The following is a 25,867-nucleotide window of genomic DNA, read 5'->3' as shown; positions in this document are numbered from 1 at the left end:
TTTTTAGGTGAGGCCAAGACCCACTGCCGTTAAGTTAAGGGCCTAAATACTTTCGTCTACGTCTCCGCGGGCAAGCCGCGGGACGTAGAGCTAAGGGGCTATTCCTTAGCTTAATGACCCACCTACAATTCAATCATTCTGCTTGTCCGTTGGTTGAGGTTTACCGCCTGTTAACCAGTAAGTATAAAGTTGACGATTACCCTGGGTCACTATTTCATCGCCAGCAACTAAACCACTTAGAATTTCCGTGTAATCATTATCGCTGATGCCGGTTTTTACTATAACATGTTCGTAGACATTTCCTTGTTTTTTAAAAACAAATTTCTCATTGTTTGCCTCGATAATGGCAGAATTGGGAATAACCAAGGCGGATTTGTTTTCTGCCAAGATGATATTGGCGCGTATGAACATGCCTGGTTTTAATAAATCTTTTGGGTTATCGAGAAGAATTTGAACATTGACCGTGCGAGTGAGCGGATCAAGATTAGGTTCGATAAGTGTGACTTTGCCCGTGAAGGTTTGTTGTGGGTAACTTAGCACATGTATTTCGGCGGTTTGTCCAACTTTGATTTTACCAAGGTCTTCTTCATAAACTTTCGCGACAGCAATCAGTTTTGAACGATCAGAAATATGAAAGAGCACTGTGTTGGGTGCCACAGCTTGACCTAGATTAACGTTCCGTGCGTCAATGATGCCTGCCATAGGCGCATTCATCACTACGCTCGGTGGCGGATCGCCAATGAGCAAGGATTGAACTTTTAACAATGGTTGAGCGGCTTTTATTTTGTCGCCCAAATTGGCATAGAGTTCGGTCACATTTCCCGAGATTCTCACACTGACGTCTGCTTGGGCATTGGGTAGTAATTGTAGTTCGCCGTTTAATCGGAGTGACTGCTCAAGTGGCTTGGTTATCGCCCGAGCTATTTTTAGATCAATGAATTGGGTTTGCTCAGGATCGAGTGTGAAAGTACTTTTGGGTTTTCCTAAAATTTCGAAATGCTCGCCATGGGCAAAAAGAAGCGCGCTAGCCAACATCATCGTTAAAATAGCAGCTAGAGATCTCAGCATAAGCCATCGATTATTTTGTGAAATCATTGAAATTCCTTTTATCAGTCGAATAGGGACATAAGGAAGGATTGCCACTATTACCAAGAGCTGTACAAAATTTAACCAAAGCTTGTAAATATTTTTCTAACATATTGAGATAAGCGACTTGCAAATCATTCTGCTGACGTTGAATTTGTAATACCTCAAGCAGAGATACTTGACCGTTTCTATAGGCGTCTCTTGCCAATTTAACATTACGCAAGGTCAGTTTTACAGTCCGCAAGCGCGATAGTTTTAGTGCTGCTTCTAAGGCTTGTAATTGCGCATAATTGCTGGCCACCTCCGTTTCAATCACTAATTTCAGCGCCTGCATCTTACTCAGAGCTTGTGTACCTAAAGCACTTGCCTCCATGACTTTTCCTTGATTTCCATTTAATAAAGGAACAGGAATATTCACGTTCAAACTTAGGGCGCGATTAGGCTTTTGTGGATCGCCGCCATCGACGAATATTTTACTTTGTTGAAAAGCAACGCCCACAGTCCAGTCCGCCCATCGTTCAGTGCAAGCAAGTTTTTTTGAGGCTTCCGCACGATTTAAATTAAGCTGAAGTATCCGCATGTCAGGGCGTTGTCTAAGTGCTAGCGCTTTGGCATCCGCAAAGCTCATCGTTAATTGCCCTTCTTTTGGCAAGGATTTATCGAGTTCTAGAGCGGAGGTCGCGTCACGGCCAAGTAGTTGGTTCAATAGCGCGGCTTGACTTAAGCGTAGGCTTTCTAAAATTTGTTTTTCTTGGAGTATGCGTTGATATTCTAAACTCGCGGTATTGGTATCCAGTTCAGAGACTTCCGCAGCGTGAAAACGATTTTGGGTGACACGTACCAGTTTTTTATTGATAGCCAAAAGATCTCTGAGTTGTTTTAAACGGTAATCGGTAACCAGTAAGGAGTAATAACTGTCAGCGACGGAGCCTTTCAACTTGCGCTTTGCATCTCTAATTTCTTGGATGGCGATTGCTACATCAACACGAGCCACCGATTTTTGGCGCCCGATTCGCCCTGAGATTGGAAAATTTTGAATAAACCCCGCACTGCGAGTGTATTCGCCTTCATTGGTCATGAGGCGATCATCCGTATTACTCAAATTTAAACTGGGATTGGGCCATAACCCCGCTTGTTTTAACCGAGCTTCGGCGACTGCAATATTATAGCGCGCTGCTTTTAAGTCATTATTATTTTGAATCGCTATTTGAGCTAATTGATTAATGGTCAAAACTGGTGATGCCATAGTAATTGATGTTTTAGCGATAAGGCTAAAAATAAAAACCCAAACCGTAGCGCTAAACTCCAATTTTCTCATAAGTTCGTCCATCGTAAGCGAAGCGCATTCAGAATGACAGAAACAGAACTTAGCGACATCGCTGCTGCTGAAATCATTGGGTTTAAAAGCAGCCCTGTAAAAGGATAAAGTATGCCTGCGGCAATAGGGACGCCTATTAGATTATAAATAAACGCAAAAAAGAGATTTTGCCGTATATTTTTCATGGTCACTTCAGATAGGTGGCGAGCTTTAACGATGCCATGTAAATCGCCATGTAGCAAGGTAATGCCGGCACTTTCTATGGCAACATCAGTTCCCGTACCCATCGCAATTCCGATATCTGCTTTTGCAAGCGCCGGTGCGTCATTGACACCGTCACCGGCCATAGCAACAATGCAGTTTTTCTGTTGCAATTCAGCCACTATACGGCTCTTATCTGTGGGTAAAACTTCCGCAATGACGGTCTTAATACCTAGTTTGCTTGCCACTGCTTCAGCTGTTTTTTTATTATCGCCTGTGAGCATGACGATTTTGATGCCTTTGCTTTGCAGAGTTCTAATTGCTTCGCGCGTCGTTGATTTGATGGGGTCTTCAATGGCTAAAATAGCAGCAATTTGCCGATCAATAGCCATAAACATCACCGAGGCACCCTCGCTTCTGAGTTCATCTGCTTGGGTGGAAATGATTTTGACATCACTTTCTAATTCTTGCATTAATGCTGCCGTACCAATTGCGATAAGCCGATTATTAATAGTGCCACGTACTCCTTTGCCGGTTAGGGCTTCAAAATCTTTTACTGCAGCCAGAGCTAAATTTTTCTCCAGCGCTGCACTGACAATCGCATGGGCGAGCGGATGTTCGCTATGATTTTCTAGACTGGCGGCAAGAGTTAGGATTTCTTCTTCGGTAAATTCTTGCAGTGGAATGAGTCGCGTTAATTTGGGATGACCTTCAGTCAAAGTTCCTGTTTTATCGACGACTAAGGTATCGACTTTTTCTAGCTGTTCCAAGGACTCAGCATTTTTAATCAGTACTCCATTACCGGCACCTTTGCCGATACCCACCATAATGGACATGGGTGTCGCAAGTCCCAAAGCACAAGGGCAGGCAATAATTAGAACAGAAACAGCAGCGATAAGCCCATAACTAACAGAGGGAGGAGGACCAAAAATTAACCACAAAAAGAAGGCCAAAAGAGCAACTAAAATAACAATCGGTACAAACCAACCAGACACCGCGTCGGCAAGACGTTGAATAGGGGCCCGGCTGCGTTGTGCATCACTGACCATTTGCACAATTCGTGAAAGCATCGTATCACTGCCGACATGCTCTGCTTTCATGACAAAGCTCCCGGTTAAATTGATCGTAGCGCCAATTAATTTATCGCCGACTTTTTTGGTGACGGCTAAAGGTTCACCAGTCACCATGGATTCGTCGACATTTGATTGACCTTCTGTCAATTCGCCATCAACGGGGATTTTTTCTCCGGGGCGCACGCGCAGGCGATCACCGGCTAAAACTTGTTCAAGTCCTATTTCGGTTTCTTGATCATTGTCTTGGAGACGATGTGCTGTTTCAGGGGCTAGTTTTAATAAGGCTCGGATTGCTCCTCCTGTTTTCTCTCTCGCTTTTAACTCGAGCATTTGCCCCAGTAAAACTAAAGTCGTGATGACTGCAGCGGCTTCAAAATAAACATCGACCATTCCATCCCTATTACGAAAACTGAGAGGAAATAGATTGGGAAACAGGGTAGCTACGACACTATAGCCCCAAGCGACGACGGTACCCATGGCGATGAGGGTAAACATATTCAAGTGACGGGATTTTAATGATTGCCAACCCCGTTGGAAAAAGGGCCAACCGCACCACAGCACAACGGGCGTTGCTAAAATCAATTGAATCCAAATAGATAAAGGAATCGGAAGCCATTGCGCAAAAACATGTTCGCCCATCGCTAAAATAAATACGGGTAGGCTGAGGATTAACGCAATCCAAAACCGTCGTCGCATGTCCAGGTATTCTGGGTTGCTAGTTTCTTCGGCGCTGATTGCCTCAGGTTCTAATCCCATACCACAGAGAGGGCAAGTACCGGGTTTCTCTTGACGAATTTCTGGATGCATGGGGCAGGTATACACAACCGGTCCGTTGATAGGGGCAGCAGTTTGCGATTTACTCTTCGAATGGCAGCAACTGTGATTCTCAGCCTGATGTTTGTTTTGATTGTGCTCCATAGCCCACCATTACAATTAATTATCCATAGCTACAGTCTAGCAACGACAGAGGGACAACACTATTATATTTTATTAATCAACTATTTCATTGTTGAGATTTGTGTTGTCTTTCATTCTGTTCTAAATTTAGCTATATAGCCGTTTAAAACTAATCTTTTGTTTTTATTCAAATTTATATGAAAGGAATCTACTATGATTTTAAATACCTACGATATTCCCGATGTTAATCATGTTATTACTCCCGATGAAAACTATGAAATCACTTTGGATTCACCTGCTCTGGATATTTTTACAGATTTTAAGAAAACGCCACCTTTGGTGATTGAGCAATGCTTAGATATCGTGACCGCTGAAGATTTAATGAAAAGAACGCATGTAAGACTAAAATTAGTTCTCGATCACGGCGAATTTGTCGGTACTCTTGCCTATGAGGATTTAATTAGTGAAAAGGTAATGTCCCGCGCCAATCACGTCCATCGAGCCGATATTATGGTCTCAGAGGTTATGACACCAAAATCTTGTTTGAAAGCAATTAAATTCACTGATATAAAACGAGCAAGAATTGGCGATATTGTCGAAACACTCAAAAATCAAGGTAAACAACATTTTCTTGTCATTGACGGCGCTGATCATCATATTCGCGGCATTTTTTCCGCCTCAGATATTGCTCGACGCTTACATGTGCCGATCAATATCGATAGATTGTCTACTTTTATTGATATTTATAAGGCGATAACACGGTGATTTGTTGGGCCAAGGCCCAAGCTTATTAATGTTTAAAATGTCTATATCCGGTAAATACCATGATAATGCCGGCGGCATCTGCTGCAGCGATGACTTCCTCATCACGTATTGAGCCGCCAGGTTGAATAATGGCGCTAATGCCTGCTTTGGCTGCTAATTCAATGTTATCTGCAAAAGGGATAAAGGCATCTGAGGCCATCACTGCCCCTTTGGTGGTAAAGTTGACTTGTTCTGCTTGCCATAAGCCTATACGAGTACTCATAACTCGGCTGGTTTGACCTGCGCCAATGCCAATGGTTGCACTATTTTTTGCAAAGACAATAGCGTTGGATTTTACATGTTTGACGGCTGTCCAAGCAAAGAGTAAATCTTGCATTTGCTGTTTGGATGGTTTTTTTGTGGTAACCGTTTTAAATTCTTCACTACTTACCAGAAAATCATCATGTTCTTGGACAAGCAATCCTCCGTCAACATGCCGCATATCCAATTTAAACTCAGAGTTAGTTTGCCATTCTCCCGTACTGAGCACACGGATATTGGGTTTTGTTGCCAGAATTTCCTGGGCTTCTTTGCTGATGGCTGGGGCGATAATCACTTCAGCAAATTGAGTGTCGAGAATCGTTTTAGCTGTTTCTGCTTTGAGCGGCTGATTGAATGCTAAAATGCCACCGAAACTGGACGTGGGGTCAGTTTGGAAAGCGCGCAAATAGGCATTGACTTGACTATTTGCTAGTGCGATCCCGCAAGGGTTGCCATGTTTGACGATCACACAGGTTGGTGTTTCAAGCGGAAAGGATTTGACACAATCAAAAGCAGCATCCGCATCGAGTAGGTTATTGTAAGAAAGTTGTTTACCTTGAATGGATTGTGCCGTAGCCAATGAACCTGCAGGTGGATTTTTATCGGCATAAAAAACGGCTTGTTGATGAGGATTCTCACCATAGCGTAATTCATATTTCTTGTTAAATTGGCAGGTGAGCGTCGAGGGAAACCCAGAAGGGGAACGGTTCTCGTCTAAAGTGCCTAAATAATTGGAAATGGCAGCATCATAGGCTGCGGTATGCGCAAAGGCTTTTTTAGCTAATTCAAATCCCCAATTGGCGGGGACCTTTTTTGCACGTACATATTTAGCTAATAAGCCATAATCATCTGGTGTGACGACCACAAAGACGCGATTATGGTTTTTAGCGGCAGAGCGAACCATGGCTGGTCCACCGATATCAATATTTTCAATCGCCTTTTGGAAATCACAATCATGATGGCTAATGACTTGTTCGAAAGGGTATAAATTGACGATCAACAAATCGATACGCTTAATCTGATGTGCCGCTAAAACTTCGTCATCTTCGGCAAGGTCGCGTGCTAACAACCCAGCATGAATTGCTGGATGAAGGGTTTTAACTCGTCCGCCTAACATTTCAGGATATTGGGTGCATTCGCTTACATCGATAACAGGGAGCTGATGTTGGGTTAAAAGGGCTGCTGTGTTGCCAGTAGCAACCAATTCTATCCCTCCTTCATGCAGCGTTTTCGCTAATTCAACTAAACCGTGTTTATCAGAAACACTTAATAACGCCCTTTTGGGGGTAAAGGGAGAAGAGGCTCGGTTATTCATATTATTTGCTCTTATTAAATGATTAACGACAGGTAAATGTAAGTAGTGACCAACCTTCCAAATTCATTGATGAATGATGTCTAAAATCCGCTTTATAGGCAGAAATTAATGGTAAAGCTTGCTCATCAAGAATGCCTGATACGACTAAAACACCCGTATCTTTAAGTAACTCTCTAAATTTAGAGCCTAAATCCAGTAAGGGAGCTAATAAAATGTTGGCAATAAGAACATCAACTGGCTTTTCTAAGTTTTGAGGAAAGCCAATACTTAATTGCTGTGAATTAACTGCATTATTCAGTGCATTATTTTGCGTTGCTTGCAAAGCTTGTTCATCAATATCGACGGCTTGGACTTTAGCTGCGCCTAATTTTAAGGCTGCTAAAGCAAGGATGCCTGAACCACAGCCATAATCGATGGCCGTTTTATCTGTTAAATCAGCTTGATCAAGCCAACTTAAGCAAAGAGAAGTAGTTGGATGAGTGCCGGTGCCAAAAGCCAATCCAGGATCAAGAATTAAATTCACTGCATTCGGCTCAGGAGGTTCAAGCCAGGATGGACAAATCCATAATCGTTGCCCGAAACGCTGAGGTTTGAAATCATCCATCCAGACACGCTCCCAATCTTGATCAGCTAACTCGTGGATAGAATAGGATAAATGTTGGTATTGACTGCTTAATGAGGATCTTGCCAGCCCTGCATCCTGGCAATTCGCATACAGGGCATTAATAATAATCTCTGGCCAAAGCGGGGTTGTACCCGGTGCGGGTTCAAGAACGGGATCATCGTTTTTATCAGTTAAAGTGATTGATAAAGCACCGAGTTCTTCCAGTTCTTCGCTAATTATATCCACCTCATCGCGAGGACAGTGTTCAATTTGTAACTGATACCACACAGGTTATTCCTTAAGCATTTTTTCCAGATAGTGGATGTTTGTTCCACCTTCTATAAAGGCTTTATCTCTTAGAATACGTTGATGCAATTCGATATTCGTTTTAATCCCGTCAATAATTATCTCGTCCAAGGCATTGCGCATTCTTGCAAAAGCTTCTGCACGGGTTTCCCCGTAACTAATCAATTTGCCTATCATGGAATCATAATTGGGTGGCACAGTATAACTGCTGTAGATATGAGAATCAAAGCGAATACCCGGCCCACCTGGTTGGTGTAGCAGACGTATAGTTCCTGGAGAAGGCATAAACGTTTTCGCATCTTCTGCGTTAATACGACATTCAAGAGCATGACCTTTTATCTGAATATCCTCTTGTTTGAGGCTAAAAGGAATATCGCTGGCTATTTTGATTTGTTCTTTAATCAAGTCGACACCGGTAATCATTTCGGTCACAGGATGTTCAACCTGAATCCGCGTATTCATCTCGATAAAATAAAAACAACCATCTTGATATAAGAATTCGAACGTGCCAGCACCACGGTATTTTAGTTCACGACAAGCATTGACGACCGTTTCACCAATTTTCTGGCGTAATTCCGGCGTAATGCCTGGTGCCGGTGCTTCTTCCAGTACTTTTTGATGCCGCCGCTGCATAGAGCAATCGCGTTCGCCTAAATGAATTGCATTTCCTTTTCCATCACCCAAGACTTGAAATTCTACATGACGAGGATTTTCTAAGAATTTTTCCATGTAAACGATGGGATTATTAAAGGCTGCTTTTGCTTCACTTCGTGTCAATGCAATGGCATTGAGCAAGTTTGCCTCGTTATGGACAACTCGCATACCACGTCCGCCGCCTCCGCCCGCTGCTTTGATAATGACAGGAAAACCAATACGTTGAGCTAATTCGATGTTGTGGTTATCATCATCAAGTAAGGGGCCATCAGAGCCTGGAACGCAAGGTACGCCAGCCTTTTTCATAGCAGCAATAGCAGAGACTTTATCGCCCATTAAACGGATAGTATCGCCTCTTGGGCCGATAAAACGAAAACCGCTTTGCTCGACAATATCAGCAAAATCAGCATTTTCTGCTAAGAATCCGTAGCCGGGATGAATAGCGACTGCGTCAGTGATTTCTGCAGCGGAAATAATGGCTGGAATGTTTAAATAACTTTTTTGCGAGTTTGCAGGACCGATGCAAACGGTTTCGTCGGCAAGTCGGACGTGTAATAAATCTTTATCTACATCCGAATGCACGGCAACGGTTTGAATGCCTAATTCTTTACAAGCGCGCAAGATACGAAGTGCAATTTCGCCACGATTGGCGATAACAATTTTATTGAGCATCAATATACCCTCTATTCTTCGATAATAAATAGGGGTTGATCATATTCAATCGGATCACCATTAGCGACTAATATATCCACCACTTTACCAGCACGATCCGCTTCAATTTCGTTAAACATCTTCATGGCTTCAACAATACACAAGGTATCACCTACTTTGACAGTTTGACCTATGGTGACAAAAGGTGCAGCGTCAGGTGAGGGTGAAGTATACATCGTTCCTACCATCGGTGAGCGTACTTTATGGCCGTTTTTGCTTGTTCCATGTTTAGGTTCTGAACTTTCTACGGGAGTGGCAACCTGAGCAACTGCCGGTTGTGACGCAGGCAGAGGCGGTGGTGCTGCATAACGCATTTGAGCAGGCGCTTCCACCGCGTAACTGTGGCGGCTTAAACGAACTGACTCTTCGCCTTCTTTGATTTCAATTTCAGAAATCCCCGTTTCTTCAAGTAATTCGATCAATTTTTTAATTTTACGAATATCCATCGATAATAGCTCTCTATTAATTAAATTCTTCTATGATTGCTTGTAATGCTAAGGAATAACCCTTAACACCAAGCCCACAAATCACCCCTCGGGCAATATCAGAAAAGTAAGAATGGTGACGAAACGCTTCGCGCGCATAAATATTGCTGATGTGAACCTCAATAAAAGGAAGGGCTACAGCAGTTAAAGCATCACGAATAGCAATGCTAGTATGGGTAAAGGCTGCGGGATTGATAATAAAATAATCTATTTTATTATCAGGGGCTTGGTGAATAAGCTCAATCAGTTCTGCTTCGGAGTTGCTTTGCTTAGCACTCAGCTCAAAACCTGCCTTTTTAGCTTCTTTCCGCAGGGTTGCATTGACTTCTTCGAGGGTGGTTGAGCCATAGACTGAAGGCTCGCGCATTCCAAGACGATTCAAATTTGGTCCATGCAGAACAAGTATTTTTTTCATCATATGCTGGTTTACCCAAAATTCCTCGGATTCTGCCTGAACTTTGCAATAATGTCTAGATGTACGATGATATCGGCATGATCTCGGCATGATAGCCGGAAGTTTCATAGATCGTCTAAATTAATTGTTTAGCAGAAAAAACGCAGAGTATGCTATCTTTTCATAAAGAGCTGGGATTAAGGATTATGACCACTACCTATATAACGGACGTTACCCTGCGCGATGCGCATCAATGTTTGATTGCCACGCGTTTGCGGACAGAAGATATGTTGCCTATCTGCCAAAAGATGGATCAGGTAGGATTCTGGGCGATGGAAGTGTGGGGTGGAGCTACTTTTGATGCCTGTTTACGTTTTTTAAAAGAAGATCCCTGGGAAAGATTACGTAAATTACGATTTGCACTTCCTAATACCCAATTATCCATGCTGCTGCGCGGCCAAAATTTATTAGGCTATCGACATTATGCTGATGATGTCGTTCGTGCTTTTATTGCTTTGGCAGCAAATAATGGCGTTGACGTATTTCGAGTTTTCGATGCTTTAAATGATGTGCGCAATTTACGGACTTCTATCGCAGCGATTAATCGCCATAAAAAGCATGCCCAAGGAGCTATTTGCTACACGACTAGCCCGGTGCATACTCTGGCAAGTTTTGTTGATACTGGAAAAGCGCTGGCTGATCTAGGTTGTGCTAGCCTTGCCATTAAAGATATGGCTGGATTGCTGACACCCAGTGCAACAGTTGAGTTATATAGAGCCTTAGCTAAAGCAACAAAACTACCCATTCATTTGCATAGTCATGCCACTTCCGGGCTTGCGGCCATTTGCCATTATCAAGCAGTTTTGGCGGGTTGTGATCATGTTGATACAGCAATTTCGTCTTTTTCTGGAGGGGCTTCTCATCCGGCAACGGAGCCTTTAGTCGCTGCGCTCATTGGAAGTGAATTCGATACTGGGATTGATTTAAATTTATTATTGGAAATAGGGGATTATTTCCATAAGGTACGCCAAAAATATGCTCAATTTGAAACAGAAGCTCGTGATATTGACCCGAGAGTGCAGCTTTATCAAGTACCGGGTGGAATGATTTCTAACCTCTATTCTCAACTGAAAGAGCAGCAGGCTTTAGATAAACTGGATGCAGTTCATAAAGAAATCCCTAGAGTACGAAAAGACTTAGGCTACCCTCCGCTGGTTACCCCGACGTCGCAATTGGTTGGTAGCCAAGCGGTGATGAATGTCTTGACCGGGGGGCGTTATACAACAATCACCAATGAAGTCAAACTCTATTGTGAAGGAAAATATGGCGCAGCACCTGGCAAGATAAACCCGAGTTTAAGAAAAAAAGCCATTGGTCATACGGAGGTGATTGATGTTAGGCCAGCCGACTTACTTCCTAATGAGTTGCGTCGATTACGCAAAGAAATTGCTGAATTGGCGACCTGCGATGAAGATGTGCTTTCTTATGCGATGTTTCCAGAAGTAGGCAAGCAATTTTTAGAGCAGAGAAAAAATAGAAGCTTGATTCCAGAGCCTTTAATTCCTCCTTCCAAACAGAGCCAGAGCGATTTATCGTCTGAATTTGAGATTGGTTTACATGGAGAAAGTTATCGTATTAAAGTGGCCGGGTACGGCCCGCGTGAGCAGGGTCAACAAGCCTGTTTTCTGTGGGTGGATGGAATGCCCGAAGAAGTTGTTATTCATTATGAAGACAGCAAAGAACAGCCCGTTGCCACTTTAGCTAAACAACCTTCCGGCCCAGGTGATATTACAGTGGCTATGCCGGGGGCCTTAGTCAGTGTCAATGTGGCTGTTGGTGATAAAGTCACTGAAGGGCAAACCTTATTAGTGCTTGAAGCAATGAAAATGGAAACAGAGATTCAAGCGCCTTTTAATGGGACAGTAGCTGAGGTGTTTTGTCAGAAGGGGGATAGAGTGACGCCTGCGCAACTGTTGCTTCGTATAGAGAGGGCTTAGCGATACCCAGCTTTTAAAATCCGCTCCCTAACTCCCAGCCATTGCTCTGCCTCTGGCGGTAACTCAATTGCAATGAGCTTAGCTTTTGACTGATCAGCTTGTCGAAGTTGATAGTAGAGTTCAAATGCGACTTCCTCAGGTGAATCGGGTAGCTGATAATACAGGTTGCTGGCGATCTCTGGCATCTTAGAAAAAGAAATCACATAAACAGGTCCTGTTGTTTGCTGGCAAAATTGTTTTATTGCGGCGCTATCAGAAAAACAATAGAGAGGTTTTTCCGGTTGATAGTGGCTGGCTAAGCGACCAGGTACTCTTAGCTCGCTTGTGTTTTTTAATTGTTTTGCAGACAAAACCGCGTTGATTTGCAACTCATCGATAGAACCCTGGCGTAGAATTTCATACCCCTCGGATTGAATCGCAGCAACAATCGTCGATTCAATGCCTACTTGGCTGCGTCCACCGTCAAGAATTAACAGTTCTTCTTGTTTAAAACTGTGTTGAACATGCTCAGCAGTTGTGGGGCTAATTTTTCCAAAAGGATTAGCTGACGGAGCGACTAAGGGGAAGCCTAGTTTTTGTAAAAGCGTTTGTGCAAGGGGGTGTTTAGGGCAACGCAAAGCAATAGTATCTTGACCTCCAGTGATTAGTGGGCAAAAACTACCCGCCTTAGCTTGCATCACTAAGGTTAGAGGGCCGGGCCAGAAATGTTTCATTAAAATCTGGGCATAATCAGGAATATTGGCTACCCATTGAGATAAGTCCCAACCTTCAGCAATATGCATGATCAAAGGATGATTCAAAGGTCTGTTTTTCATTGCATAAATTTTTCGGATAGCTTGTTCATCTTCAGCATTTCCTGCAAGGCCATAAACGGTTTCGGTGGGTATAGCAACAATGTTGCCTTGTCTTAAATGAGAAATGGCTAATCCAATATCAGTTGTGATTGTACTCATAGTGCCCCAATATCGTGCTTAAAACGAAAAAATATGCATAAAAATTAAATAGTTAAGCCCTTTATTTGCCAAAAAGATTAAACTGCAAGTTCAAATAAAAGAAAAACTATGCTAGTTTGTAAAATACCTGTTAGGATTGTATTGCGAATTTTAGGTAAGGCCAACCTCAGGATAATTGCTTGCCCTGAAATTCGGGAATTCAAGCTCAACGGGTAAGTTCCAATCATGTTGTTACCAGGCTTTACATAACTTTGGATGTAGTGGGCTGGTTGTCAATCCAACAAGAATAGTCCCATTTGTTTGATTTTAATAGTGCAAATACGCGTAGATTATCTCCTAAGGTTAACACGCGGCAATTTTTTGCGCTAAAAATCGACATGGATCTATTGTTGTATTGCTACTGGTTTAGCCAAGCAGGTGTTAACAATAGGCCACGCTCCCGGAAGAGTTTGCCACATGCATATTAAGGAGAAAGTTTAATGCAATCAAATTTCTATTTATCGACTTTAGCGGCTAGTCTAGCCTTCGCTATGGTTACAACTGCGCAGGCAGCTGAACCAGTACCCTTGCAGCAACAATCGTTTAAAGCGATTCAACTGCAATTTCAACTCGTTTTGCCGGGGATGATGCAAACTTCTGTAGTGTCTCCAGATACTTTGCAATTTATCCAACAGCGGACGGATAACAACCATATAACCCATATTCGTATGCAACAGCAGTATTTGGGATTTGAGGTCTTTGGCGGCTATGCCATCATGCATAGCGAAAAAACCGCAAATCATTTGTTGGCTGCGCAAGATAAGGTATGGATGAATGGTACTTTATACCGCGGTTTACAAACTGATTTAGGTCAGCCAACACCTGATTTTGTTAAAAATGCCCCCCTCGCATTGGAACAATTTAAAACACAGTATCAAGGTAAAGACCTAAGCGAAGAGCAAGTGACTCCAATGATTTATATCGATGAGCAGCATCAGGCTCATTGGGCTTATCGAGTGAGTGTTTATATCCGTCATGATCATCAGATACCTGAAAAGCCTACTGCAATCCTTGACGCGAAAACTTACAAACCGTTTACACAGTGGAATGAGATTAAAACAGCGGAGCCCAATCAGCTCAAACCACTGCGTATTCCAGTGAAAGGTATGGGGTATGGAGGAAATAACAAAACTGGACAATATCTTTTTGGTAAGAATTATCCTCTATTAGACGTCACCTATGATCGCTTGTTGAAAAACTGCTACATGGAAAATGAAGCCGTGAAAGTCGTTGATATGGATCATAACTACTTTTCTTTGAATGGGGCTATGAAATTTAAATGCAGAAAATCGGAAGATAATAATCCACTTACCTTTTGGACGGGTTATAACAACGATGGTTATGACAAAGAGAATGGCGCATTTTCTCCTACTAATGACGCCTTATACTCGGGCTATGTCATTAAACATCTGTACCATGATTGGTATGGTGTTGAAGTGTTATCCAAAAAAGGGAAGCCAATGAAGCTAGTGATGCGCGTTCATTATGGCGAAGGCTACGAAAATGCCTATTGGGATGGCAAACAAATGACTTTTGGTGATGGGGATTCCAGTTTGTATCCTTTGGTTTCTTTAGGGATTGGGGCCCATGAGGTGAGCCATGGATTTACAGAGCAACATTCAAATCTTGTCTACAAATCGTATTCCGGTGCTTTGAATGAATCGTTTTCCGATATGGCTGCTCAAGCCGCTGAATTTTACTCGACAGGTAAAAACACTTGGTTAATTGGTCAAGAAATTGTGAAGATTGATGAGCCTTTGCGTTACATGGATCAACCCAGTCGAGATGGGCTCTCGATTGACAGAGCGGATCAGTATAATGACGGATTGGATGTGCATTTTTCCAGCGGTGTTTTTAATCGCTTATTTTTTCTCATGTCAACGACGCCGAATTGGGATACCCGCAAGGCCTTCGATGTTATGGTAAAAGCAAACATGGATTATTGGGTGCCTAATACAACCTTTGATGAAGCAGGTTGCGGAGTATTGCAGGCGACACATGATCTAGGTTTTTCAGTTGATGATGTGAAAAAAGCGCTAGATACGGTGATGGTGGCCTATAGTTCTTGTCAGGAAAATATTAGCTAGGATCTTTGATAAAATTCTTCCAGGCACTGCGCGACAGTGTCTGGATGTTCCATATGAATGTGATGCCCCCCTTCAAGATGATAGATTGCTAGGTTTTTTACTGCTGCTTCGCGCCGTTTTATGCTTTCTTGATTGAAATCAAAACCGGTTTTAGCCCAGATTAAACAGCTTTTTGTGCGGATATTATTTAAACAGGATAACACTTGATTTTCAGTCAGGCGTAATGGAGTTGACTTTAGCAAACGTCGGTCGTGTCGCCAGTAAAAACTATTGTTTTTTCTTTGAAGTCCACGCTGGGCAAGAATGGAGACATAGTTCTCTGCTAAATACCCGCGTTTAGCACGAGCCTGTACGGCTAACTCCATTGAAGGATAAGGTTTGGTTTCTTGCTCAAATGTTCCATAGCTTTGGCGCGCGTATTTAGCCAATTGCTCACAGCATTCTTCTTCAGGATTGGTGAAGGGGCCCAGTGCCTCTATTAAAGCCATGGATAGAATTTGTTCGGGCACAACGCCTGCAATGAGACTTGCCAAGCAGGCCCCCATAGAATGACCCAGTAAATGATACTGCTCGAAACCTAAGGCTTTGGTAATTTGCAGAATATTAAAAATACCGTCGGTAAAATGATAATAACAGCCTGCAGGCAAATGAGATGACAGACCGTGTCCGGGTAAATCAATGGCTACTACATGAAACTGTTTGGCTAAGTGAGGCGCTAACAAACTGAAGGAGTTGGCATTATCAAGCCAACCATGTAGCGCGATAAGAGGCGGTAAATTAGGCTCTCCCCAAGTTCGATAGGCTATGATAAATCCTGGGATAGCGATAGTTGATGCATTCATTATAATTGGCGGAATAGGCTATTATTTATAAATGATAACTCATGTTGATGCGCTTTGTCCTTGGGAGTGGTGCAGGGATGTTAAAAACTAACTTGATATCCTTTACTCTAGAGCTAAATATTCAACAGGACAGGCGTGAATAAAAAATGATATGCTAGGGTAAGTAACTATTAATTAATAACGATATGCAGCAATCGCGACGCAGCCTATCTCTGATCACTTATAATATCCACAAGGGATTCGGCCTTGGCAAGGTTCGCTTTTTATTACCAGAGATGCGAGAGGCTTTATCTAGTCTAAATCCTGATTTTGTTTTTCTCCAAGAAGTGCAAGGAGAGCACCGTCGCCGAGAAAAACGGATCGATGCTTGGCCTGATTTGCCGCAATTTGAATATATTGCAGAAAAAATTTGGCCTCATTTCCTTTATGCGAAAAATGCGATTTATCAATCAGGTCATCATGGAAATGCCATTTTAAGTAAATTTGCTTTTGATCGCTTTGAGAATATTAATTTATCTTCCATGAATCGTGCTTCACGCTCTATTTTGCATGGCCAAATAAAAGTTGAGGAAGCAGCGCCTATCACCGTACATTTATTGTGTGTACATCTTGGTTTATTCAAAGCGGAGCGAATTTCGCAATGTCGCGCCCTAATGCAGCGAATCGCTGAAGCGGTGCCTGAACATGAACCTTTATTAATGGCCGGTGATTTTAATGATTGGCGCCATCATTTGTCGTCAATTTTGGCAGATGAATTAGGTATTAAAGAAGCCTTTTTTAGCTTAAAAGGACGTCATGCTCGTTCATTCCCAGCAATCAAACCAGCGCTTTGCGTGGATCGTATTTATTATCGGGGAATGGAGGTTGCTGATGTTCAGTGTCTACAGGGAAAACCCTGGCGGATGTTGTCAGATCATGTGCCTTTATTGGCCCGGTTTGAGTTTATATGAGTCTTGGCCTAATTCTAATTATATGAGTCTTGGCCTAATTCTAATAATACGAGTCTTGGTCTAATTCTAATATACCGTTCAGGCTGAGGAGGCGCTTGCGCCGTCTCGAAGCCTTTGCTAGTCCTGATGAGGGACTTCGAGACGGCACAAGCGCCTTCTCAACCCGAACGGAGTCAGATAAAATCAGTCTGACAGCTATGGAAACAAGTTTTAAGCTATGCGAACAAGGCTTAAAATTTTACTCCATATTACTCTTATACTCACCAAAACAAGCAGTACTATTTAAACGAGCGCGCTTTAACAGAGCATCTTGTGCGGCTTTAATATTTTCTGCTTTACCTCCCCAAGCTTTTAAGCAATCCTCTTGTAGAGCACGTCCATAAGAGAAACTTAAGTTCCATGGTTGATAGTCAGCGCTATTGATTGCATTGAGGTTAGCTGTCGCTTGTTCTGGAGTTTGGCCGCCAGAAAGGAAATTAATTGTCGGCACCGCTGCAGGTACATTGTTACGAAATACACTAATAGTGTAATCAGCAACGTCTTCGGGCGGACTAAAGGGGGTTGCATTTTTGCCGCTAGTTACCATGCTTGGCTTAAGAATGATGTGTTCTAGTTCAACTTGATGAATAAAGAGAGCGTTGAAAAGCTCATGTAGAACCATTTCGCAAGCTTCAGCACAATGTTCAATTGAGTGGTCGCCATCCATAAGTACTTCGGGCTCAACGATTGGAATAATGCCTTCTGCTTGGCAGGTTGCAGCGTAGCGAGCAAGCATTTCAGCGCCTGCTTTGATAGCAGTTAAACTGGGAGTGCATTCAGAAATAGAGTAAACATTTCTCCATTTTGCGAATTTTGCGCCGAGTTTTTTGAAATGTTGTAAACGCTCGGCTAAACCATCCAAACCTTGGGTAACTTTTTCTTCATGAGTATTCGCTAAATTAACCAATCCTTTATCGACTTTGATACCAGGAACGATCCCTTTTTTAGCAAAAAGCTCAGCAACAGGGGTTCCATGCTCATCTTTATGATCAAAGGTTTCTTCAAATAAAATAACACCATTGATGTATTGTTCTAGATCAGGAGTGGTTGCGAGTAAAACGCGATAGTCACGGCGATTTTCTTCGGTATTTTCAATGCCGATAGAGTCAAATCGTTTACCGATGGTGCCTGCACTTTCATCAGCAGCTAAAATGCCTTTGCCATCTTGCAATAAAAGCTCCATGGTGGCTGATAATTCATCGTAATGCATAATATTAATTCTCCTAGTGACTTACATAATAAACGGTTTAGTATATTTGCTGTTTAGATAGCGGCGCAATTATTTCGTGGGTCCTGAAATATATTTCTCACGGATAATTTGTTGCATGCCAAAACCCTGTTCTTTTAAGTAATTAAACGCTTCGTCAATCATACCTGGATTCCCACATAAATAAATCATGTCTTCTTCTGGGTTAAGAGTCAGCCCAGGAAAAGCACTTTGGACATATCCAGAGTATTCATGCGGCTTTAAATCCTCGTTGGTACGACTCAAATGAGCACGAAAACTAACTTGTGGGTATTCAGTGGCTAAGCGAATAAATTCATCGGCATAAAGGATATCGCTGCGTTTTTGAACACCTTGTAATATGACTACCCGTAATTCAGGGTTGGCCTGTAAACGGCGCTTTAATTCTTCTATCATTGCTCGATAAGGGGTTATGCCAGTACTCGTTGCTACTAAGATATACCGTTTGGGCATCTCTTCTTTGAGAATTAAACGACCAAAAGGACCATTAATATTAATTCGATCTCCGGGTTTTAGGTTAAATAATAATTCAGTACCCGGTCCTCCGTCGACATAACCTGCTGCGAATTCAATACGATTGTTTTGTGCTGGCACATTAGCGATACTGTAGCTACGTTTTAAAACCTTACCCTCGCGCTCAAAGTGAATAGTAATAAATTGACCGGGAGCATAGCTAAAAGCGGGAGATTGTTCCGCTTTAAAAACGAAATGTTTAACATAAGAAGAAAGCATATAAGCTTCTTCTAGAATTATAGGAAAGGTACGGACTTGCATAATTGATTACAACGTATTTAAGAAAACCTACTAATATAGGGGAAAAATTCTGCATTGCAAGAGCAGCGTAACAATTGAGTATATAATTAGACTATGAATAATAGCATTGATCTGGTGGCAATGCTCGGCAATTTGAGCCGATCATTATTTCCCGTGCAACATCTTATTACAGGTCTAGCCTATCTTATCGGCATTGCTTTTTTTATGGTAGCAATAGCAAAATTTAAGAAAATAGGGGAGTCTGCAGGGAGGGGTTCCCAAGAAAAAATGTTTGGGCCTCTTGCTTTTTTATTAGGAGGGGCTGCATTAGTTTTTCTACCATCAGGGGTTAAGTTTTTAGAGAATACGACTTTTGGTGTGGGTAATGTCTTATCTTATACGAATTATAATCCTTATAATATTTACAGCTCCATGGGATTAATCATTCAAACTGCGGGAGTTATCTGGTTTATTCGCGGCTGTGTGTTATTGGTTGGTGCCAGTAGTCCAGGTGTACAGCATGGCCCGAAAGGGTTGGCTTTTCTTTTTGCTGGTATTTTAGCGGTGAATTTTCAGGGTACGGCTGCGTTTCTAAGTACAGTTATGGAGCATTTGGAATCATTGACGATGACGATAAAAAATAGCCAAGGATATTAGGGGGAATATAACTCCGTTCGGGCTTTGAGGTATCCACACAACATTAAATAAACTGTTTAGTTGGTCAATTTGTTCGCACTGAGGAAGCGCGCAGCGCTGTCTCAAAGTGTCGCAAATGGCCCTAATTTATTCTTCCTCTCCACAAATCTTAAGATTATTCGCCTTAGCGAAATCGATAATTGCTTTGTAGACCTGGGGGCTTGATTCTTTCAGTTTAGGATCGAGTAAAACGCATTTATAACCTTCAGTATTAACACTCGGCTGCAAAAGTGGTGAGTAATGAACTCGCCTATTTTTAAAACTTGCCATAGAGCCGCTCATGCGTTCTGCCCAGTCGCTAGGACGAAAAGGTTTACCCTGGGGAGTTATGCCCTCGATAATTATTTTTTTATCTTCAGAATTAGCCATGATCGACGCATTTAAAAATCAGTATGCCTATTATAGCACCATCTTACAGAAACAACGAAACAATGGCGGCTAATTAGCCATTATGTTAGCATGTAGCTGATTTAATTTTGGGTGGGCCTAAGCTGTGAATCAAAAAGAGAGTCATTCTGGGATTTACTTATTACCAAACCTGTTTACTACAGCCAGTTTATTCGCTGCGTTTTACTCTATTGTTGCTTCATTAAAGGCGCAATACGAGGTAGCTGCAGTTGCCATTTTCATTGGTATGATTGCTGATGGTTTGGATGGACGCATCGCGCGCCTAACCAATACTCAAACGGCATTTGGTGGAGAATACGACAGCCTGTCTGATATGGTGACTTTTGGTGTGGCACCTGCTTTATTAATATACAGTTGGAACCTTCATAAACTGGGTAAAATTGGTTGGTTGGTCGCGTTTATGTTCACTGCCGCAGTGGCTTTGCGCTTAGCGCGTTTTAATACACAGCTTGCAGTTGCTGATAAGCGCTATTTCCAGGGACTTTCTTGTCCGCCGGCAGCAGCCATTCTTTCTTCATTTAGCTGGTTTTGTTATCAAAATCAACTTGAGCATTTTTCCATTGCGGTAATAACCGCCATCATTGCCGTCATTGCTGCGGTGCTTATGGTAAGTAATATACGTTATCACAGTTTTAAAGAAGTTGATTTTAAAGGAAAGGTCCCGTTTCTCTATCTTTTGCTGATGATCATTTTGTTTGTCGCCATTGCGGTCTATCCTTCCTTAGTCTTATTTATGAGCTCGCTGGTTTATGCCTTATCAGGCCCATTGCAAACCTTAATTGTTTTGCAGCGCAGGCGCAAACAACGTAAGCAGCTTTCAGAGGAAAAAGAGCATTAATCAGGTCGGGCTTACTCAGGTTCACCAAAACAGTCGTTGATCAATGAAACAACCGCTTTTTCCATTTCGGTCTCATCAGGTCCTTCAATAGACAAAGTCAATTCGCTGCCTTTATTGGCAGCGAGCATCATAACGCCCATGATGCTTTTGCCATTTACAGTTTGAGAATCCTTGGTGACCTCAATATGACTGGAAAATCGTGATGTGGTCGATACGAATTTCGCAGAAGCTCGAGCGTGCAAACCCAATTTATTGATAATTTTAATTTTAGTCTCTATCATGCCCTGCAATTTAGCATGTGCTGTAATTTTCTACAATGGCTAAGGCTTAAATTGTTTATTGTTTGTTCATAAACGAGCTGTTTTTTTTACTTGAAGAAATAGCAAATTACTTTTTTGCAAAGAAGAGTTTTAAAAGCGCGAGACAATAATTGATCGTTAATTAGGCTAACTGATAATATTTTTCCCATTCAAATGTATTTTTTTAAAAATTATTCTCTCGCTTAATACTATTTTAAGGTTTGTCCAAGATAATTTTCAGCGATTAATTCAAAGGAGAAGATATGGGAAAGTATGTAAATATATTGGACGAAAAGATTAAGACAAAGTCAAGCTATTCACGTTACCAATATCAGAGTTATATGACTGGTCCTGAATGGCGTAACGTTGAAATGGCCGAAGAACTTGCTACGTTTTTACGTGAAGGTAACTCTATATTTCAATTCCCTTATTTCCGCCAAGTCGCTGATTTATGGCGTGTGTTTTATAACTCTTATTCAGCGGCAAGAAAATACAATAGTGCTTGGGAAATATGGACCTCTGAATACATGGTAATGGATGTCTTCATTGCTATGTTTACTACGCTGGAAATGATTCCGAAGGGTGTAATTTCCCTCATGCTTTACCCTTTTTTGAAGAAGGATAATAACTCGACAATGCAACAAAAAGTTGCTGATTATTTTGAACGCTATGCAGCGGATTTACAAACAATTCCTTTTTATGATCATCATTATAAAGAAAATCGTGCAGCCTTAGCAGAAGCTTATAATTCTTGTGAAAACAAAACCTGGGTTGATTGGTTTACTTGGAAATCCCTTTCGATTGAGCTCTGGGCAAGACGCTGGATTTCAAAACCTTTGAGTTATTGGTTTCATCAAGAAGGAAATACAGTTGAAGCAACAACCGATATCCTCGTTAAATATCGTGCAGAGGATGTGGATAATAGGGAAGAGGCCCAAGAACAATTTAGGCAGTACTTAGCCGCTGCCAATCATAAATTGCAAAGCACGGTTAGCGGTGATTTAGAAGTTTCAGTGGTTGGTAATGAGGTCGGTGACGATGTATATACCAGAATGAGAATAGATAAGGACTCTATGGAGCAAAAGTTTGTGGTTTATGGTCGTTTAAGAGGGCCGCGCTATGCTCTTTTCCAACCCGTCGTCCGTTCTTTAGCGGAACAGGATATTCATGTGAAAAAAATTGCCGGACAGGATCATGTGCAAGTGAAATGTGTGGTCACAGCGCCTGAGGAGCAATTAGAAGATAAGGTTGCAAGCCTCAACGCTAAGGCCAACATTACACACGCTACCCCACTATACACCTATGGCGACAGGATTCATGATAAAACACGCCGAGTTTGTTTATTCGATGTCCCTGTCAAAGAGTTAGAAGATACTTTATACGGATTTGACGAGGAAGAAGTAGAAGTCAAATTCATTCATAATTTTTAAGGGAGTAGTTTGATGTCGAAATTGAAAAAAATATTTAATTCATTACCTGAGCTTGGCCGTTTAAACTCTTGGCCTGCAGCAATGATTGATAGAGCTTATTTGGCGAATTCAAAAGGGTTTTTCCGTAGGGCTTGGCAGTTTTTTAAAGTAAGAGCGATATTTTTAACTTTATTTATGCCCTTGACGCTGGTTGATTTATTGGTGTCCGGCGCTCTCGGCATTCGTTTTTCTTTTAGTACTTTTTTTGTTGCCGACAATTTACAAGATCAACGTCTCGCTCAGCAAAAAAAATACACGACTATTTTTAGTAAAAACCTCTATGCCTTTTTAGCCTCATTAATAGGAGTTGGTTTAATTAGTCCTCAGCTAGTGGCTTTTTATTTTACTCCAGAAAAAACTTCGCAGAAGGGTGTCACTGCAGGCGGCGGCTACCATCATGATGAGCAAGCAGAATTTAAGCAACCAGAAACAGTGGAAGAGTTGCAAGCGCTAATTACTGAAGCAGCAGAGGCTGGCAAAAAACTAATGCCTGTAGGCGCTGGTCGTAGTCAAGGTAAGCAATTCCTGCCAGAGGGTGGTCAAGGTGCTGTAGTAGTCGATCTCAGTCAATTACGATTTCCAGACACCCCTCCTATTCACATCGATAGGGATGGAGTAGCGACAGTCAGTGCTGCTGTGCGTTGGGCTGATTTGCAAAATGAGGCTAACAAGTTAGGTTTAGCCTTAAAATTCATGCAAGCTTCTAATGTGTTTTCAGTAGGCGGCTCGATAGGAACGGATATTCATGGTTGGAATATTACAGGAACACTTGCCGATTCTATTTTGGAAATAGAGTATGTGGATGCCCATGGCGAGGTACATCAAGTAGGACCTCGTGATGAAATATTCCATCATTTAACCAGTGGATTCGGACTTTATGGCGTTATCACTCGAGTGAAGTTGCAGTTGATTAAAAACGAGAAACTTTATGAGCGTGGTGTAGACGTATCTATTGATCAATATGTTGATATGTTCAATGATGTTAAAGATGATCCTAATGTGGCTATGCACTTATTGCGCTTAGCTTTAAATCCGAAGAACTTACTGGCCACGGGGGTTGCCGTTTCTTATGTCAGAGACCCTAGCCCCTATGAGCCAGCTGAAAAAAAGGCTGTCGAAGATCGCTTGCAACAAGGAAAGCAAAAAGACAAAGCTATTGAAAAAGAAGAGAAACCAGGTCGTCGCTCAAAACAAAAGGAGCGAATTAAAGAAGAAGAGGAGATCTGTATTACTCCTAATCTACAACAAGAAGGCAATCGTGGTTCACGCTTTAATCAGGTGATGATTAATCTTGCCCGACGGGTTCCTTATGTACGCAAATACTACTGGGAAACGGAGCGTAATCGCTTGCTAGCCAATGACTCACCGGCAATGACAACGAATGAAATTATGCAACCACCGATTAATGCAATGTTTAATCCTTCAGTTTCAGAGGCGGAGTGGTTGCAAGAGTACTTTTTGCCAGGAGAGGAGCTTGCAGACTTTTTAAAAGATTTAGGGGCATTGTTGATGGAAAATAATGTTCCTTTACTTAATGCTTCTGTACGCTTTGTTAAACATAATGAAGATACTCACTTATCACCCTTATCCTACGCAAGAGCGGGGGATCGCTTTGCCGTTGTTTTATGTTTTAACCAATCGCTTGAGCCCAACGAAATTATCAAGGCAAAAAAATGGTTGCGACAGGCACAGAATATGGCTGTACAGCGAGGTGGAAGCTATTATTTACCTTATCAACACGTCTCTTCTCCAGAGGATTTTGATGGCGCTTATCCAGGTGCTCGAGAGGAAGTGCAAGAGCTCAAGGAAAAGTTTGACCCAGAAGGGGTATTCACAAGTGGACTTTATCAAAAATACCTAGCTCCTCAGCCAGAAGAAACTAATCATTTTAAAGTGATTATGGCTTCTCAAGAAAACAAGGATAAATTTGCCGGCTTCTTGAGAAATGTCCTCCAACGTGTCGACTCGGATAAATTTTTTGCATTGCTTGAAGACATTATGAGCTATAACGATACTCATGCTGAGATTTATCAAGAATTATGCAATCGTTTGCCAGAAATAATGCCTTCAGCAATCGGTGATTTCCGTCATATCTTAAGTTCACTTTCGACCATTAAAACTGATTTGGCTAGACAAGCTAGGGCTCTATTGCCTCAAGATCTAACTGAAATTAATGGTCTAGTAGAAATCGGTTATCCTGGTCGTTTTGTTGGCGGATTTAAAGGGCATTATCGGGTAACAGGGCCCATTGTGGCGATTCATGAAAATGATCCTTCTTTGACTGACTATATTCAAACAGGGTTTCCCCGACCTAGCGATGACTATAAAAAATTAGATTACAATGATCCCGCTCCCGCACTCGCGGATTTGCCTGAGAACAGTGCAGATGTGATTACTTGCTATGTGGGTCTGCATCATTTCCCTGACGATAAGCTAGACGCCTTTTTAACTCAAGTCAGGCGAGTATTGCGTGAGGGAGGCCATTTCTTACTGGTTGATCACGATGTACAATATGGCAGTACCTCAATGAGCATGGCTCATATGGCTCACACGGTGTTTAATGCAGTCACAGGCGTTTCTTTGCAAGAAGAGATAGCAGAGAGAAGGGATTTCCGTCCTATGTCTGAATGGAGAGCCCTGCTTGAAGAACATGGCTTGGGTTACGCGGTGGATGAGGACCAAGTTGCTGATGTCCCAATGATTCGTACAGGCGATCCTAGTTGCAATCGGATGGTGAGTTTTGTTAAACCAAAACTGGAGCATCAATTACAACAGGAACAGCGTCACTCGGCAAAAAATGATGAGGAGCATGGGCCTGATAATGATTATGATTACAGGGAAGAAGAAAAGACAAGGGTCAGGGTAGAGAGGAGTTTGTCGGCTTCAGATCAAGCAGTTGAAGTTGAAGTTGAAGAGAAGGATGCCTCTCAGGATGACAGGACTCATGAAGGATCTGCTTCTGTAGTGGTAGGTGGATGGAGATCGAATAAATCAAGTACAAACCTTGCAACAGTTGGTTTTTTGGCTAATGAGTTAGATAGGCCAAAAGCAGGATCAATTGATCCTGCAAAAGCAGTGTCAATTGATCCTCATACTCCCTCAACTACGGTTGTCTTTTAGTAAGCTGTGCAAATCTAAGCGC

General features: G+C 42.1%; 22 protein-coding genes. 8 read left to right on the top strand and 14 right to left on the bottom strand.

The window, feature by feature from the left end:
• Positions 1–129: 129 nt before the first annotated feature.
• Genes Lnau_RS02115 through Lnau_RS02105 form a run of 3 tightly spaced genes read right to left on the bottom strand, consistent with a single transcriptional unit; the run spans position 130 to position 4,596 of the window.
• Positions 130–1,068, bottom strand: coding sequence for an efflux RND transporter periplasmic adaptor subunit (locus tag Lnau_RS02115; RefSeq protein WP_420795471.1), 939 nt, complete (start codon positions 1,066–1,068; stop codon positions 130–132).
• 10 nt (positions 1,069–1,078) lie between these two features.
• Complete coding sequence (locus tag Lnau_RS02110; protein ID WP_058503499.1) at positions 1,079–2,404, bottom strand: TolC family protein; 1,326 nt, start codon at positions 2,402–2,404, stop codon at positions 1,079–1,081.
• Positions 2,401–4,596: a copper-transporting P-type ATPase gene (locus Lnau_RS02105; protein WP_058503498.1), complete on the bottom strand. Its 2,196-nt coding sequence runs from the start codon at positions 4,594–4,596 to the stop codon at positions 2,401–2,403. The genes Lnau_RS02110 and Lnau_RS02105 overlap by 4 nt, the downstream gene beginning before the upstream one ends.
• Before the next feature lie 192 nt (positions 4,597–4,788).
• On the opposite strand from Lnau_RS02105, the gene Lnau_RS02100 reads away from it, so the two are divergent.
• A complete protein-coding gene (locus Lnau_RS02100; RefSeq protein ID WP_058503497.1) occupies positions 4,789–5,340 on the top strand; it encodes a CBS domain-containing protein in 552 nt (183 codons plus the stop codon).
• A 25-nt stretch (positions 5,341–5,365) separates the two neighbouring features.
• On the opposite strand, the gene purH is transcribed toward Lnau_RS02100, so the two are convergent.
• The 5 genes from purH to aroQ are packed head-to-tail and all read right to left on the bottom strand — an operon-like array spanning position 5,366 to position 10,130.
• Complete coding sequence (purH, locus tag Lnau_RS02095; RefSeq protein WP_058503496.1) at positions 5,366–6,955, bottom strand: bifunctional phosphoribosylaminoimidazolecarboxamide formyltransferase/IMP cyclohydrolase; 1,590 nt, start codon at positions 6,953–6,955, stop codon at positions 5,366–5,368.
• Between the two features lie 22 nt (positions 6,956–6,977).
• Positions 6,978–7,847 (bottom strand): 50S ribosomal protein L11 methyltransferase, encoded by an 870-nt coding sequence (gene prmA / locus Lnau_RS02090; protein WP_058503495.1) that lies wholly within the window; start codon positions 7,845–7,847, stop codon positions 6,978–6,980.
• Positions 7,848–7,850: 3 nt separating this feature from the next.
• Positions 7,851–9,191, bottom strand: a complete 1,341-nt coding sequence (gene accC / locus Lnau_RS02085; protein ID WP_058503494.1) for an acetyl-CoA carboxylase biotin carboxylase subunit — start codon at positions 9,189–9,191, stop codon at positions 7,851–7,853.
• 11 nt (positions 9,192–9,202) lie between these two features.
• Positions 9,203–9,676 (bottom strand): acetyl-CoA carboxylase biotin carboxyl carrier protein, encoded by a 474-nt coding sequence (gene accB / locus Lnau_RS02080; RefSeq protein WP_058503493.1) that lies wholly within the window; start codon positions 9,674–9,676, stop codon positions 9,203–9,205.
• A 16-nt stretch (positions 9,677–9,692) separates the two neighbouring features.
• Positions 9,693–10,130, bottom strand: a complete 438-nt coding sequence (gene aroQ / locus Lnau_RS02075) for a type II 3-dehydroquinate dehydratase (protein ID WP_058503492.1) — start codon at positions 10,128–10,130, stop codon at positions 9,693–9,695.
• Between the two features lie 185 nt (positions 10,131–10,315).
• On the opposite strand from aroQ, the gene oadA reads away from it, so the two are divergent.
• Complete coding sequence (oadA, locus tag Lnau_RS02070) at positions 10,316–12,106, top strand: sodium-extruding oxaloacetate decarboxylase subunit alpha (protein ID WP_058503491.1); 1,791 nt, start codon at positions 10,316–10,318, stop codon at positions 12,104–12,106.
• On the opposite strand, the gene Lnau_RS02065 is transcribed toward oadA, so the two are convergent.
• On the bottom strand, positions 12,103–13,059 hold the full coding sequence (locus tag Lnau_RS02065; RefSeq protein WP_058503490.1) for an L-threonylcarbamoyladenylate synthase: 957 nt from the start codon (positions 13,057–13,059) through the stop codon (positions 12,103–12,105). The genes oadA and Lnau_RS02065 overlap by 4 nt on opposite strands.
• A 479-nt stretch (positions 13,060–13,538) precedes the next feature.
• On the opposite strand from Lnau_RS02065, the gene proA reads away from it, so the two are divergent.
• Entirely contained in the window at positions 13,539–15,185 is a 1,647-nt protein-coding gene (proA, locus tag Lnau_RS02060) for a zinc metalloprotease ProA (RefSeq protein ID WP_058503489.1), read from the top strand.
• Here the strand turns inward: proA and Lnau_RS02055 are convergent.
• Positions 15,182–16,027 carry an alpha/beta fold hydrolase gene (locus Lnau_RS02055; protein WP_058503488.1) on the bottom strand — a complete coding sequence of 282 codons (846 nt, stop codon included), beginning with the start codon at positions 16,025–16,027 and terminating at the stop codon, positions 15,182–15,184. The two genes, proA and Lnau_RS02055, sit on opposite strands and share 4 nt — an antisense overlap.
• Positions 16,028–16,212: 185 nt before the next feature.
• Here Lnau_RS02055 and Lnau_RS02050 point away from each other — a divergent pair, with 185 nt between their 5' ends.
• Positions 16,213–16,977: an endonuclease/exonuclease/phosphatase family protein gene (locus Lnau_RS02050; RefSeq protein WP_058503487.1), complete on the top strand. Its 765-nt coding sequence runs from the start codon at positions 16,213–16,215 to the stop codon at positions 16,975–16,977.
• A gap of 238 nt (positions 16,978–17,215) precedes the next feature.
• Here Lnau_RS02050 and Lnau_RS02045 read toward each other — a convergent pair whose 3' ends face one another.
• Both Lnau_RS02045 and Lnau_RS02040 read right to left on the bottom strand, forming a co-directional pair.
• Complete coding sequence (locus Lnau_RS02045) at positions 17,216–18,226, bottom strand: class I fructose-bisphosphate aldolase (protein WP_058503486.1); 1,011 nt, start codon at positions 18,224–18,226, stop codon at positions 17,216–17,218.
• Positions 18,227–18,295: 69 nt separating this feature from the next.
• Positions 18,296–19,036, bottom strand: a complete 741-nt coding sequence (locus Lnau_RS02040; protein ID WP_058503485.1) for a ferredoxin--NADP reductase — start codon at positions 19,034–19,036, stop codon at positions 18,296–18,298.
• Positions 19,037–19,129: 93 nt separating this feature from the next.
• Here Lnau_RS02040 and Lnau_RS02035 point away from each other — a divergent pair, with 93 nt between their 5' ends.
• Entirely contained in the window at positions 19,130–19,672 is a 543-nt protein-coding gene (locus tag Lnau_RS02035; RefSeq protein ID WP_058503484.1) for a hypothetical protein, read from the top strand.
• Between the two features lie 126 nt (positions 19,673–19,798).
• Here the strand turns inward: Lnau_RS02035 and Lnau_RS02030 are convergent, their stop codons facing one another.
• A complete protein-coding gene (locus Lnau_RS02030; protein ID WP_058503483.1) occupies positions 19,799–20,080 on the bottom strand; it encodes a DUF3579 domain-containing protein in 282 nt (93 codons plus the stop codon).
• Positions 20,081–20,204: 124 nt separating this feature from the next.
• On the opposite strand from Lnau_RS02030, the gene pssA reads away from it, so the two are divergent.
• Complete coding sequence (gene pssA / locus Lnau_RS02025) at positions 20,205–20,957, top strand: CDP-diacylglycerol--serine O-phosphatidyltransferase (RefSeq protein ID WP_058503482.1); 753 nt, start codon at positions 20,205–20,207, stop codon at positions 20,955–20,957.
• Between the two features lie 11 nt (positions 20,958–20,968).
• Here pssA and Lnau_RS02020 read toward each other — a convergent pair whose 3' ends face one another.
• Positions 20,969–21,238, bottom strand: coding sequence for an HPr family phosphocarrier protein (locus Lnau_RS02020; protein WP_058503481.1), 270 nt, complete (start codon positions 21,236–21,238; stop codon positions 20,969–20,971).
• Between the two features lie 281 nt (positions 21,239–21,519).
• Here Lnau_RS02020 and Lnau_RS02015 point away from each other — a divergent pair, with 281 nt between their 5' ends.
• Together Lnau_RS02015 and Lnau_RS02010 are read left to right on the top strand one after the other, a co-directional pair.
• Positions 21,520–22,686 (top strand): hypothetical protein, encoded by a 1,167-nt coding sequence (locus Lnau_RS02015; RefSeq protein ID WP_058503480.1) that lies wholly within the window; start codon positions 21,520–21,522, stop codon positions 22,684–22,686.
• Between the two features lie 12 nt (positions 22,687–22,698).
• The gene (locus Lnau_RS02010) at positions 22,699–25,845 is read left to right on the top strand and encodes an FAD-binding protein (protein ID WP_058503479.1); all 3,147 of its coding nucleotides are present in this window, start codon (positions 22,699–22,701) and stop codon (positions 25,843–25,845) included.
• Positions 25,846–25,867 lie beyond the last annotated feature (22 nt).

The organism is Legionella nautarum (assembly GCF_001467895.1).
Taxonomy (GTDB): domain Bacteria; phylum Pseudomonadota; class Gammaproteobacteria; order Legionellales; family Legionellaceae; genus Tatlockia; species Tatlockia nautarum.
The sequence above is the reverse complement of the archived record's forward strand: the minus strand, read 5'-3'. Positions and strand labels throughout refer to the sequence as shown.

Coding starts and splice junctions, on each gene's coding strand:
- Lnau_RS02115 (WP_420795471.1), bottom strand. CDS start 1,068: ATGCTGAGATCTCTAGCTGCTATTTTAACGATGATGTTGGCTAGCGCG.
- Lnau_RS02110 (WP_058503499.1), bottom strand. CDS start 2,404: ATGAGAAAATTGGAGTTTAGCGCTACGGTTTGGGTTTTTATTTTTAGC.
- Lnau_RS02105 (WP_058503498.1), bottom strand. CDS start 4,596: ATGGAGCACAATCAAAACAAACATCAGGCTGAGAATCACAGTTGCTGC.
- Lnau_RS02100 (WP_058503497.1), top strand. CDS start 4,789: ATGATTTTAAATACCTACGATATTCCCGATGTTAATCATGTTATTACT.
- purH (WP_058503496.1), bottom strand. CDS start 6,955: ATGAATAACCGAGCCTCTTCTCCCTTTACCCCCAAAAGGGCGTTATTA.
- accC (WP_058503494.1), bottom strand. CDS start 9,191: ATGCTCAATAAAATTGTTATCGCCAATCGTGGCGAAATTGCACTTCGT.
- accB (WP_058503493.1), bottom strand. CDS start 9,676: ATGGATATTCGTAAAATTAAAAAATTGATCGAATTACTTGAAGAAACG.
- aroQ (WP_058503492.1), bottom strand. CDS start 10,130: ATGAAAAAAATACTTGTTCTGCATGGACCAAATTTGAATCGTCTTGGA.
- oadA (WP_058503491.1), top strand. CDS start 10,316: ATGACCACTACCTATATAACGGACGTTACCCTGCGCGATGCGCATCAA.
- Lnau_RS02065 (WP_058503490.1), bottom strand. CDS start 13,059: ATGAGTACAATCACAACTGATATTGGATTAGCCATTTCTCATTTAAGA.
- proA (WP_058503489.1), top strand. CDS start 13,539: ATGCAATCAAATTTCTATTTATCGACTTTAGCGGCTAGTCTAGCCTTC.
- Lnau_RS02055 (WP_058503488.1), bottom strand. CDS start 16,027: ATGAATGCATCAACTATCGCTATCCCAGGATTTATCATAGCCTATCGA.
- Lnau_RS02050 (WP_058503487.1), top strand. CDS start 16,213: ATGCAGCAATCGCGACGCAGCCTATCTCTGATCACTTATAATATCCAC.
- Lnau_RS02045 (WP_058503486.1), bottom strand. CDS start 18,226: ATGCATTACGATGAATTATCAGCCACCATGGAGCTTTTATTGCAAGAT.
- Lnau_RS02040 (WP_058503485.1), bottom strand. CDS start 19,036: ATGCAAGTCCGTACCTTTCCTATAATTCTAGAAGAAGCTTATATGCTT.
- Lnau_RS02035 (WP_058503484.1), top strand. CDS start 19,130: ATGAATAATAGCATTGATCTGGTGGCAATGCTCGGCAATTTGAGCCGA.
- Lnau_RS02030 (WP_058503483.1), bottom strand. CDS start 20,080: ATGGCTAATTCTGAAGATAAAAAAATAATTATCGAGGGCATAACTCCC.
- Lnau_RS02020 (WP_058503481.1), bottom strand. CDS start 21,238: ATGATAGAGACTAAAATTAAAATTATCAATAAATTGGGTTTGCACGCT.
- Lnau_RS02015 (WP_058503480.1), top strand. CDS start 21,520: ATGGGAAAGTATGTAAATATATTGGACGAAAAGATTAAGACAAAGTCA.
- Lnau_RS02010 (WP_058503479.1), top strand. CDS start 22,699: ATGTCGAAATTGAAAAAAATATTTAATTCATTACCTGAGCTTGGCCGT.